The organism is Abditibacteriota bacterium, assembly GCA_017552965.1.
Lineage (GTDB): Bacteria > Armatimonadota > UBA5829 > UBA5829 > UBA5829 > RGIG7931.
On the sequence record JAFZNQ010000084.1, the window covers coordinates 1 to 12,766 of the forward strand.

Consider the following 12,766-nt stretch of genomic DNA (forward strand, 5'->3'; position numbering starts at 1 on the left):
AAAGAATTCGCCAAAATCAAATTTGCCACAAAAGGTTCTTTCCCGCGTTGAGTTGTCATCGTACTTTACGATAAAAGACAGTGTTCCTGCATCATTAGCAAAACAGCCAGCCGTTCTCAAGATAAGTCTCACAGCTATTGCAGCTTTTTCAAAGCACTCTTTGAAGGCAGCGCTGCGTGATTTGTACGCCCATTTATAGGGCTTGTGGTATTCGCTTTCATGCAAAGGGTTATACTTGTAGTTTATAGAATCTGCTGTAATGGTAAGACTGTCTTCGTAGTATTCTTCTGCAAAATAGCCTGAGCCACTCTCCATCGTGATCTTGACTATTTCCTTACCTTCATCATAAAAAACTAGAGACGGCATACCCTCTGCGAAGCACCAGGCTTCGATATTCAGATCTTTGAAGCTTTTTATAATGCTCTCTTCGTTATGGAAGTAGTCACGCAGCTTGTCCATTAAATCCAGGTATATTCCCGACTTGACTTTGCTTTTGCTGACTATTTGTTCATCAGGCAGTGAACCTACCAAATCTCCAGGCAACACCAAAGAATCGTAGATATATGACACAGTCATATTGTTCAGGGCCAAGAATGAATCGGGGGCTATCCAGAACAGCCCGGGAGTGATCGTGCCTTTGCCGTTGCCCTTTATAGCCATGGCCCTGTCAAAGATATCCGCAAAAGCTGCGCGGTTGCCGGGGTTCGGGTCGGCAGAGTACTCCAGCGCGATCTCATAGAGATCCCACATAATATATATATCGTCTGCGCTGTTATAATACTTTGTGATCCAGCCGAACCCGTCCGGAATGGTGTCAAAATCAGTCGGAGCAGGCGCTTCGATACCAAACAGCTCTTTTATGCAAATACAACTCTTGGCTCTTGCATCCTTGTCTATCTTACGGTTAAACAGTCCGAATACCGTAAAAGGATCGATATCCGCAAACCGACCGTCTATCTCCAAAAGATGGATATCCACGTTTTGGGATTCACAATACAGCCTGATCTTATCTGTCAGCACCATCCTGTTGTATTTAAAGTCCAGCAATTTGCCGGCCAGTTCTTTGTAAAAAGTTACCCAGTCAAACAGATTATCTTTGCTCATTTCATTCTCCCTATCCCTGCACCACCAATGATCCGAAATACTTCTCGGCAATGGCTTCCAGCTGCTTTTTTATTTCTAAGAAATTACAATTCAGATCCAGAGTCTTTACGGCTATACTGTTGCCACTCATGTTATACGATTCATCAGGCAGTATTTGCTCGTCGGTCTTGGCATACAGCAGCATTCCGGACACATCGTAATCAGCACTTTCGTATGCCTTATTTTTTACATATGTAAAAATCTGGTACAGATGAGCAGAGCGTATCTTTTGGCCGCCTATGTTCGACAACAGAATAGAATAGTAAAACTTGGCGTCGATAATAAGTATCTTGTTGCCCTTGCTAAGCACTATATCAGACTGCATGCTGGGAAGCAGTTTTGTGTCATCTTCGTCGTCAAGAACCCATTTTATTCTGGGCGATCTGGCTGTGATCCCTTGATCCCTGTATTCTTTGGCATAATAGTTCAGAATAAACTTCTCGTAAAGTCGGAATAGCTGCTTTTGTCCGAAATAATCTTCCAGATAGGCAGAACCGTCCCCTTGTTTCTGGAGCAAATCCCTCAAAACCAGACCGCAAAAGAAAATGATCAGCTCGTAGATCTTGTTGTTGCGATTGTATTGGAGTCTCCAATTGATTGTGCTGACATCAAGCTCTTCTGCTTCATTAAAGAAAAACAGTAGATCGCGCAGTCTCTTCTTTCGTTTTTCTTCAACATTCACTCCCTTGCGAAGCAGCCACAGAATAGCAGTCTTGATGATGCAGTTCATATAAGAGTTTACTGAAAACTCGTCATACACGCAAACTAACCGCCTTTTAAACAAGCTCCTTGTCTGTATAGACTCCGAAATGTCTATGCGCCCCCGCAAGATCGATAGTGGCTCGGAGTACACGATATAGTCTCTGCCAAGTCCGCGGCGCAATAGACTCGTCACGCTGATAGAAATCAGCTCGGCGCATAGATCCGCGTGGTTTTTAAATGGCTCTGTTCCTAAGATCTGATAGTCCTTTTTATTCAGTTCATCAAATGCATAGGCAAGCATGTAATAAACATTTTGTATGTTTATTCGAGTATTGATCACTTCACGGCTTCCTTCAGCTTCTCTGACTCTTCTTTTACCTTATCAGGACTGTCAAACCAGTATTCCTCCAAGAGCGGGCATAATTCGTATTCTACGATATTTTTCAGAGTATTGGCAAAATAGGGGTTGCTATCTGTATATTTTTTGAGATCACAGAGAAAACTGTGTCCTATGCAAAAGCCCTTACCCAAAGTATATGTGATAGTCTCGTTTAGCTTTATTATTCTCTTTACAAGCTCATCAAACTTTTCGTTTGAAAGATCAGCCTGGTATTTCTTAAATCCATCACTGCCAAAAGCAGGAGTCAGTTCGTAAAAGGCAAACCTTCTCCTGAGGGCGTAGTCAAGCATGGCCAGGCTGCGGTCGGCAGTATTCATCAGGCCTATAATATACACGTTCTCGGGCACAAAAAATGATTCAGCATTTTGGGTATTCTTCTGATATACCAGCTGAAGCGCATATTCCTTCCCGCGTTTATCGCTCTCAATGAGCATAAAGAGCTCGCCGAGTATCTTGCTCATGTTGCCACGGTTGATCTCGTCTATGATAAAGAAGTATTTATTACCAGGGTCTTTTTCAGCATTTTTACAGAATTCATAGAACACCCCTTTTGTGAGCTCAAAGCCTTCGCTCGACGCCTTCGGTCGGAAACCCATGATAAAGTCTTCATACGAATAGCTCTGGTGGAATTGGATCATCTTCACCCGGCTATCATCTTTTGTGCCGGCCAAAGCCCAGGCCAGACGCTTGGCGGCAAAGGTCTTGCCCACACCCGGAGGTCCCTGCAAAATGACATTTTTCTTGTATTCGACAAGGGCCTTCAAACGATCAAAACTATCCGCACTCATATAGACTTCGCCGAGGAAATCGAGCTGGGAATAATTGTTCCGATCGTTGATTATGATATGACTCGCCATTGGATACAAGGTCTTCAACTTAGTCACAAGTTCATTTTTGCTGCTTATATCATTCAAAGCCTGCATGGGAGCTTGTCCTGGATAATCAAATTCAGCAGTATTTGCCCATACAACCTTGTGTATATGCTTGTAGTCTTCCCTGGTAGGATCATACACATAATCAGACTTCACAACGCCACAGCCCAGCAAATGAAAACGGCCTTTCTTCACATACACCACATCGCCTGGCTTCATTTCAGTTGCAAACTTCCAGGCAGCTTTGGCGGTAGTTTTCTTATATTCGCCTATAGCCCTGAATATCTTGTTGGATATCTCCTGAGGACTGCCGTACGCCCCCAGGTTCTCTAATCCCAGATCCTCAAGGGCAAGTCCCATTATACCTGCCGAAAAAAACTCTTCCCACTTATTAGCATTCTCACCGGGCGAATACAGCCAATAACGGCAAACCCCATTATTACCATTAGAGGGAGATCCATTCACATAGCTGCCTTTGTCAATATCGGGGATCAATTCTGGTATTGTCTTTGGTTTACCATTATACATCACAGCATAATCATTATATATCTCCAGAGCAATTTTCAGGTCTTTGACCAGTTCTTCTTCCGAAGGAAGGCTGTTCTTATGATATTCCTTGTAGCAAATGGTTCCGGCCTTGTATTTCTTTCTCTTGTCATCATCAAGAGCCAGATCCATCGGGGGATCATAGCGAAAATCACGAATACCAATAGACTTTCGTATATTATTGGCATTATCCCTTAATACCGCAGTTATTCTCTTGCCAATTTGGCGCTTAACATCCTTGATCCCTTGAACTAAAGCCAGATACAGTCTGTCGGTATCTTTTGACAGCATATACACGACATACACACCTCGTACAGTCGTATCTGTTACTGCATCATCAAAAATAGAGACAAAAGGAGTATCGCTCCAGCCTCCAACAGCAAGAGTTGCCTTGATCTTATATTGATCGCGGCTAAGACCCGTCGTTTCGTAAAGCGCCTTTGGCAGGTTTTCTTCTATATACCTCTTGTATTCAATATCCTTGGTATTCTTCGCATCACCATATCCTTTGACGAAATGCTCCAATATTGGTCTCAGTTCAGTCATATTCACCTCTGCTATTACAACAGTCTATTTCTTATTAGTATTTGAACTTTATATTATTCGTGGCATTCTTATCTGCTTTCATAGGCAGACTTCCTGTTTGGTTTAGCCCCAGATATTCCTGCTGCAAACCATGATATAATAATGCATTTTCTTTTCCTCCACTACTCCACTTTTCTGTTGGCAAAGGTGATCATCAGCTCGATACCTCCGGTTCTTCTCTGTCGACGTGTATTTGCTATATACCGGCGTTTCTGGGCCTCATTGGGGAACCTGTCCCTGATAAGCTGCAGCAGCTCCTGCGGCTTGTTTTCCCGTGCCGCTATGTCTTTGCAAAAGCTGGCAGTCAGATTGGTCCCGTAGTTCTGAAGATCGTTGATCATGGCGTCGATGAGGTCCTTTTCGCTCTCAAAGGCAGGGTCGGACTGGATCGTCTTGAGTATGTTGCGGGCTTTGTTTTCGTTGCCCTGCAGGCCGCCCTCAGAACCTTTGAGCTTGCCGTTGACGATCTGCTGCTTCAGGTCCTTGTAGTTGTCCCAGAAGTCCCACGGCAGATCCAGCCGCGGCTCTCCATAGTCACACGCTATACGGTCATAGGCATCTTCCAGGCTGGTCTCATTCAGCTTGTTGGTTCCCGGCTGGTTTTCCACCACGTAGATATTGCGGCCTCTGCGGGCAAAGAATATGTTTTCTGTCTCTTTGGCCTTTTTGCTGGTCTTGATATTGTTGGAGAGCAGTCCCGCAGCCTCGTACACCTCCGGGCGCTCTGTCCGTATATCGTCTAATCTGTTGCGGACTTTGGTGATAAAGCTCTCCTCTTCCTCCGGCAGACTGTTGACCTTTTTGAACAGATTTGATGCAGTAGGCTCTTCCTCCTCGGAGAGTATCTGGGCGTCTTCGCCCAAAATACCGTGGATCATGGCCAGCTTGCCCTTGGCTATGCTCTCTATATCCAGCCCCGCTTCTTCCGCCTTGGGACCGGGGAAGAAGTTGTATATATACAGCTCGTCAAAGATCTTGCTGCCTATACGGTTGATACGTCCCACTCTCTGGATCACCCGCACCGGATTCCAGGGGATGTCATAGTTGATGACGGCCCCGGCCATAGGCAGGTTGAAACCCTCTGACAGGCGGTCGGTGGCTATGATGACGTCATAGTCGTTTTTCCTCTCCGACTCCTTCAAGTTCTCAAAATTGGCCCGGATAGTGGCCCTCAGACTGTCGGTGATATCCCCGTCAATGCACAGGATTCTCTTAGGATCCACTCCCAGCAGCGCCAGGTCCTCGCTGTCAAACCGCTTCTTCAAGTGCTTGACCGTGTCCATATATTCGGTGAAAAGTATTATCTTGCGCACCGGCTCGCCATGCTTGCGAATTTTCAAAATCTTGGCCATCTCCCGGCAAACAGTGTCGAACTTGGGGTCGTCTTCCTCCAGTCGGAGTTCCTTTGCGCGTCCGATGAACTCAGTAAAGCACCGTATGTCTCCCTTAATAGCATTGAGGAATTCTTCCTTGCAAGATTCGGAAAACTCATATGTATTGCTGTCCTGATCCTTGCCTCTTCCTCTGCCTGTATTCCAATACTCTGTGAGAGTTGATGAGAACTCGTCGCTTTCGGGGTCCATCCCGTCCAGAGCCCGCACCAGTTCCTTGCCCATAACAAAGGTCCCGGTTGCCTCAACAAAATCCCTTGCAAGTCTGTAATACTCGACAAAATTTTCGAGTGTCTGCACAAATGCGCCGAAGCTGCTCTCCAGCCTCTTGACCACCAGCCGCTTCATATGATTGCGCAGCTGAGTCTGGTATACCGATTCAAACTGAGCGTCTTCGTCAGACCGCTCCCCTTTGACTGATCCAAAACGGAAGGGCATATAAATAGCGCCGGAAAACACATCATCACTGTTCCCGTTCGCGTCATTATCACCTTCGTTGTCAAAAAACTTTAGCACCTTGTCATAAAAGGCATTCTGCTCCGGCGTGAGCCCGTATGCCTTTTCTATGGGCGGGACCACCTTTGGCATAGGAGGCAGATCCTTTTTATACTCGTTGTCAAGATCGAGATCCTTGCGGTTGCGGCGGATGACCACAGGGGCTATGAGGCCCCGCACCCTTTTGAACATGGCATTCACAACTCGTGTCAAATGCTTCACCATATCGTCGTCGGACACATCGGGAGTGACAGGGATAAACAGCTTCTCTGCCCATGCCCTGAAAGCAGCTCTCCCCTGCCGCCTTACGGCTGCGTCGGAGCTGCGGAGCTGGCTTTTGATGAATCCGGCGTATTTTTGGAGCCTGGCCGCCTCGGTGAGGGCGCTGTCCAGGCCCTTCAGATTGACCTGGGGATCCTTGGTGTTCATAAAGAGCCCCAAGAGAGCCAGCAGATCCAGAGGGGAGTTGTTGAGAGGAGTGGCGGTAAGGAGTATCACCTTTCTTTCCGCGCAGATCTGCTTTATCATGTCATAGGTACCTGTCTTCATGTTGCGGAAGCTGTGGGCCTCGTCTATGATAATGAGCTCGGGGTCATAGGTGTTGCAGTGCTCCAGCGCAGCGTCCAGCTTGCCCCTGGAAAACACATGAGCGCCTGTCCGGAACTCAGCCATATAGGTCTCCCAGCCGCCGGAGGTGGAGTCGCCCCTGAGGCCAGGAGGACAGATGATGACTGTCTTGTTTTTGGCGCCCAGGGCGTTGATGATGCGGCTGGCTATGACTGTCTTGCCCAGACCTACCACGTCTGCCAGTATGACGCCGCCCCGTTCTTTGATGATGCTGATCGCCTGGTTGACCGCGTCTCTCTGATATGCGTAGTCGGTATAACCCTCTGGGAGCAAATCGGTCCTGTCTTCGTTGCCGTCATAGGTATTGGCTTCCACGTACGCTCTGAGAACGGCTGTTAAGGCGGTAAAGGGATCCTGGCTCACCGCGGGGCTGTTGGTCTCCAGCACCTTGATGACTCTCTCCCTCACTCCTTCATCCTCTGTGATAGGTATCGACCGATCCCACAGCCTGTCAAAGTATTCTTTTGACAGGCTGTACCCCTGATCATCATTGATACCTACGTTGAATTCCTGATTGCCCTTCAGGCCCGACATAGTCAGGTTGCTGGAACCGGTGATGATAAAAGAGTGAGCGCTGTTATTTAATTTAAAGAGATACAGCTTTCCATGATTGGGCTCCCGGGTCTTGCGTATCTTGATCCTGCCGTCGGCAAGGAGGCCGAGGTAAAACCGCAGGTCTTCGCCGAACTCCCGGCTGTCATTCTCATCGGATCGCAGGAAGCTATGCAGCGAGCTGATATAATTCTCTATATTATCGGCCTTCGAGACTTTGCCGTCAGGCTCTGCCTCCACCACCCGGCGGGACTGTTCCCTGATCTGCTCCTCCGTGTCCATGCCCACCAGGATCCTCAGGTCTATGGGCTCCCCGGCCCCGGCCTTGGCCCTGAGCGACTCCATCAGCTCCTGTATGCCTGAAAAATAGAAGTAGCCCACCAAGAATCTCATTTCCACTGAGTCCCGTATTACTTCCCTTATCCGGTCAACCAGATATTCGTTTTTTTCGGGGTCGTTGATATAGATATTTGCCATTATTTGACGCTCCTTTCGATAAACTCTATCTCTTCCTCGGTAAAGTCAAACAGACCGTAAACCGCCTTGTTGATCTCGGCTTCCGCCTGTTCAAGCAAGGTTGTGTCTTGGCCGGCGGCTTCTGCTTTATCATAGAGATCATCAAAATGTTCAGCCTGTTCCTTGGTGATCTTGGGAACGGGAAGCTCAATGATTTTGTACTTTTTCCACTGTGTTGTTCCCTGACCGGACGATGGAGCGTCTTTAGAGAAATAGTATTCTGAAACCTTTGAATTAAGGAAACAAGCCATATACTTTACACAAGTATCTATGATCATATAAAACGCAGAATCTCCGATATAATAATGCTTATCAGCATCAACGATAAACTTAGGCTTGTCTGAAAGCTGACCCCATATGATTTTTTCTTTTTCGAAGTCCTGCCAGTAGGCAATAGAATCTTGAACCTCAAACCATTTGTTGTTTGTCTTTTTTCGGGCATTGCACCTCTCGCCGTTGACCTCGATATTCTTCTTGCCGCTTTGTTCCAGCCTTTCCTTGCCAAAACTCAAGAGATGTTTTTTTACAGCTGGATAATTGTCAATGTTATAATTCCTTGCGGGAAAAGTACATATCAGCCACTTGTCCGAAAAGTCAGCCCGGTATCGAAACATATCCCGACCCTGCAGCAGAGGTTTGATGATCTCGGCGGATCTGGGATCTTCCCGTATGAGCCTGTCTTTGGTAGCTCCATTTATAACAAATGCCTCGTTATAGCCGGTCAATATGCCTCTATTGATGCTCACATTCCATTCTTTCAGCGGCGTACCCTTTGCTTCTATTTTGGCTTTGATACTCTGCTCTATGGGAGAGAGTATCACCCAGCTGTTGGAACTGTTAAACGCGCATGCAATAGCCTTTTCCGTTTCCTGACGCAAATACAATACATCCTGCTTTAGTATCAACGATCTGCAGCGGCCGGTGTTTTCACTCTTGTTATAGAGCAGTATATTGGTATCCACCGTCGCATTCTCAAACTGACCGGGGCCCAGGTCTATGAGCAAACGAGGGTCTGTGTTTTGAGCCAGCTCGGTGCGCAGCTTTTCGCCGAATGCTTGTTTCATCCACTTTTTTGATGTTATGTAACACAGAGTCCCGCCAGGCTTCAGCAGATTGCTCTGGTTGCTGAAGCCCAGCTCGTAAAACAGGCAGTATATGTCTCCCATTCTGTCAAAGGTCTTGTAGTTATACGGCTTATACAGGTCTCCCAACCTACTGCCGTCTTTTTGCAGCTGGATATAAGGCGGATTGCCAATTATAATGTCAAAGCCGCCCTTTACCTCGGAAAAGAATATGGAGTAGAGCATGTAATTCCGGGGCTGGTCAGGATCTTCAACAGGGATGCCGGCGATCCGGTCTGCCAGGGTGAAGATAGCCCTCTTCACAGTCTTTTTGATATCGGGGGTGATGTCACTGTAATACTTGTCCTTCAGGGCTTCCAGCAGCTTGAGATCCTTGTAAAACTTGTCCTCACCATCATTAAACAGCAGGCTCGTATCCATACTGAAGCCAAAGTTCTTCCCTTCGATGTTGTATATCAGGCTGTTGCCCTGCATAAATTTGAAGTCCAGTGATGGCAAGGGCTCTATGCCATAGTTGTCTTTGTCCGGATCAGGCTGCTGTTCTATGAGTAGGGAAAGGAAGCACCTGAGCATGGTGATCTCTGCCGCTATGGGCTGGATGTCTGCGCCGTAGATGCAGTTTTTGATGATACCCAGCTTGCGCCGGAAGGGAGTTTCCTCTTCCGACACAAAGTCTGTTCCTTCGCGCTCCAGAGGATCGACTATCTCCAGCAGGCGGATTATCCTGTGGAGAGCGCCCATAGGAAAGGCTCCGGAGCCGCAGGCGGGGTCAAATATGCGCACAGACATGAGAGCTTCGGCTATTTCATAGGCTTTGCCAGCCAGCTCCGCCGGCAGAGCGTCTTCCTCAAACAGATGACACAGGTCGTCAGGCGAACAACCTGTCTTACCGGCAAGATAGTCTTTCAGAGCTTCATCCACCATAAAGTCCACGATCTCACGCCGGGTATAATAGCTCCCGGATGATTTACGCGCAGACTCCTGGGTTTCCGGATTGATTTCTGCTGCCAGCAAATTTTCAAATATTTTGCCCAGCATCTCGGGGTCCAGAGCTATATCCTGGTCGGAGGTAGTGTTTTCATCCACTGTGAAGTTGTACCGGGCGAATATATCCAGAATGCCTTCCGATTTTATTTCTTCTATGATGCTGTGGTGGTCCCTGACGCCGAAGAAGAGGCTGTTGGGCACCCGGGCGCGCTTTTCACTGTCTCTGTATTTGTAGTCAGAGAAGCAGTCGCTGCGGTATTCCAGGGGCTTGTTATTATTCCTGCGGGCCGTTCTGCTGCCCTTAAAAGTGACGGTCTTGCCGTTGACTTCTATTTTTACATCTTTGTCCTGATAGACAATGTCCTGACAGTCAAAGAGACCGCCGTTGACATAGGGTATCGCGCCAAAAAGCTCTTTCAGAGCGTGGCCGGGATCTATGAACATCTTTTTATATCTGTATTTGAAGTGGTCGCCGTAGAGAGGGTTGTAGTATTCACCCGGATCGCCAAAGGTTCTCTTGTCTGTCTCGGTAGAGAGAGTGGGGAAAAACAGGTTTTGCAGTATAGCGTTGTAGTAGCAGTCTCCGCTTTCCGGGTCAAAGTCTTTGAGCACAGACGCAAGAGCGTGCCTGTCAAAGAGAATCTCGGGGATCAGGCCCTTTTGCTTCATGAACCACACGAACATGAGGCGTGTGATCAGCCGCAGAATGGCTTCCTTTTGCTTTTGCTCTTTGGGCTTGTTGGATTTTGTAAAGGGATACACAGACTCTGCTACCGCTCTGTTGTACCAGTCAACGATTTTGTTGTAAAACTCTTTGCTCACCTTCTCCACGGAAAAAGCGTTCTTCACCTTTTCAGGATCGCCCCAAAGCTCGTCAGCTGTCATCTGAAGTTTAAATGTCATGTTGTTGATAGCCGGAGACACGAAGTGGGTGAAGCGCCGGAAGTTGCTGGCCTTGGCCTTGCTCCCCTTGTAGGTCTTGTATATCAGGGACATGCGGAACCGGCACTCGTCATCATAGAATACAAATATGCCCATGTCATAGTTGTAGTCATTCATCAGGCGGCGGGCCTGCTCGTATTGCTGCTTTTTGCCGCTGCGCTCGGTCAGAGCCTTGTCTGTGGGTATGGCATATACGAGTGTATTGCAGTCACCGCATTTGCAGGAGAGCAGCTCTTCTCCTGGGTCGTCGGGGATAGATGTGGAATACTCTTCGCAACCGTCAAACTTTTCTTCGAAAAAGCCTCTCAGGAGCTCGATGAGTGTGTCTCTATCGGGATGGGGAGCTTTTTGCAGCTCCAGAATGTCATGAAGGAATAATTCGCAGGTCATGCGCGCCTCCTTTAATATTTAGATATTTTATTATAACATGCCTCCGGACAAAATACAATATTTTTCCTAAAAAATCTCTGCCCCTCAGGAGGCATTTTGGTGGTCATCGGGGAAGCATTTTCGGAGAGACGAGGCAGACGACGGCAATACGCTGTATTACGGGCTTTCGGGAGCGCTGTCCGGGGTGTGGAACACGCCCTCAGAGGCTGAAAATGAGGGAGCGGGTGCTTTTATTTAAGTTTTTCTTTTAAATTTTTATTTTTAAGGGGTGGTAATTTACCACCGATTGGGGGTGGTATTTTACCGCCTTTACGGTGGTAATTTATTATTGCCCACAGGTTATCCACAGGTCTGTGGACAAACGTGTGGGCAGAGAGGAAATCCTTTCCCGACGTAGGCTCCGCCCGATAGCGGGAGGGCGGCGCTCTGCAGTCTGCCACCGCGTGGAAGAGCGCTCTGCCGTCATCTCGCGCCATTGGCTTTGCCAAGGACGCTCAGAGATCCACGGGGGCACCGATGCCGTCAGGTATTGGGGGGGCCGTACAAGGCAGAGCAGCGATTAAGGCTTGTTCTTTGCCCTCCCTGTACGGCCCCTCCCATCTGCCGCCTCCGGCATAGCCGGAGTAAGGAATGCGGCAGACGGGCCCCACCGTAGATCTCTTACCCCAAATCGCGTAATGCTAACGCATTACACATATGCGATTTGGGCCGAGATGACGCGGGGAATTATCGTCGGCGCCGAGGTGACGCGGGGGGCTTTGTCCTCTGTCCCGGTGGGCTCTTGCATCAACGGGGCTCGCGGTTCTATTACAGGGGATCTCTTACCGCCTCCTGCGGAGGCGCCGAGATAACGTTGTTATTGAACGGGACAAGGCCGGGATGACGGGAACCGACACTTGGTCCTTCTCCGCCGAGTGGACCCCCCAACGGCCTTCGGCCGTCGGTGCCCCCACAGATCTCCAACGGGCGCGAACAAGTCGCGACCGCTGGGATGACGGCGGAGAGCCGGGATGACGCTGGGTTGTGGCGTGTGCAAAAAGCGTTCTCTTGTCCCGTTGGGTCTGTGCGTGGCCGTGGCTCGCGGTTCTATTACAGGGGACTTCTTACCGGTGAGGGCCTCCTGCCCTCACCGCCGAAGTGACGTTGTGTTTGAACGGGACAAGGCCGGGATGACGAGGGAGGGCTCGCGGAAATGTGCTATAATAATACCGGATTTCCATCGTCCTTGGAGAAATGATATGAACAAGCTGATATCCATACTCATCATCATCTGCGTGGCTGCCATTGGCTTGCGGCTGTATATGGCGAAGAAGGATGCCGACGCGCGCCGGATCGTCTCGTGCGTAAGCGAGCCCGTTGCCGAGCGGCCTGTCGGCAGTCCCTTGTCCTACGGCGCTCCCGTGACCTCCGGGGGGCCTATGCCCTCTGCGCATCAGTATATCGCCCCAAAAAGGATCGACAGCGCATTCCCCCGCGGGATGGTGAAGGGCGCTCCGGGCCTGTGGGAGATGCTTCATGACTACGCAAGGACCCATG

At 48.7% G+C, this 12,766-nt stretch carries 6 protein-coding genes; 1 reads left to right on the forward strand and 5 read right to left on the reverse strand.

The window, feature by feature from the left end:
- From IK083_07445 to IK083_07465, 5 genes are all read right to left on the reverse strand, one after another.
- Positions 1–1,104: hypothetical protein (locus IK083_07445; GenBank protein MBR4749385.1), on the reverse strand; the 1,104-nt coding region annotated here is incomplete at its 3' end.
- A gap of 10 nt (positions 1,105–1,114) precedes the next feature.
- A complete protein-coding gene (locus IK083_07450) occupies positions 1,115–2,146 on the reverse strand; it encodes a 5-methylcytosine-specific restriction endonuclease system specificity protein McrC (GenBank protein ID MBR4749386.1) in 1,032 nt (343 codons plus the stop codon).
- 35 nt (positions 2,147–2,181) lie between these two features.
- Positions 2,182–4,209, reverse strand: a complete 2,028-nt coding sequence (locus IK083_07455) for a DUF3578 domain-containing protein (protein ID MBR4749387.1) — start codon at positions 4,207–4,209, stop codon at positions 2,182–2,184.
- Between the two features lie 161 nt (positions 4,210–4,370).
- Positions 4,371–7,790, reverse strand: coding sequence for an NgoFVII family restriction endonuclease (locus IK083_07460; GenBank protein MBR4749388.1), 3,420 nt, complete (start codon positions 7,788–7,790; stop codon positions 4,371–4,373).
- Positions 7,790–11,230, reverse strand: a complete 3,441-nt coding sequence (locus IK083_07465) for an Eco57I restriction-modification methylase domain-containing protein (protein MBR4749389.1) — start codon at positions 11,228–11,230, stop codon at positions 7,790–7,792. Before IK083_07465 ends, IK083_07460 begins: the two co-directional genes overlap by 1 nt.
- A 1,238-nt stretch (positions 11,231–12,468) precedes the next feature.
- Here IK083_07465 and IK083_07470 point away from each other — a divergent pair.
- Positions 12,469–12,766 (forward strand): hypothetical protein (locus IK083_07470; GenBank protein MBR4749390.1); only part of this gene is annotated, 298 nt, incomplete at its 3' end.

Coding starts and splice junctions, on each gene's coding strand:
- IK083_07450 (MBR4749386.1), bottom strand. CDS start 2,146: ATGCTTGCCTATGCATTTGATGAACTGAATAAAAAGGACTATCAGATC.
- IK083_07455 (MBR4749387.1), bottom strand. CDS start 4,209: ATGACTGAACTGAGACCAATATTGGAGCATTTCGTCAAAGGATATGGT.
- IK083_07460 (MBR4749388.1), bottom strand. CDS start 7,790: ATGGCAAATATCTATATCAACGACCCCGAAAAAAACGAATATCTGGTT.
- IK083_07465 (MBR4749389.1), bottom strand. CDS start 11,230: ATGACCTGCGAATTATTCCTTCATGACATTCTGGAGCTGCAAAAAGCT.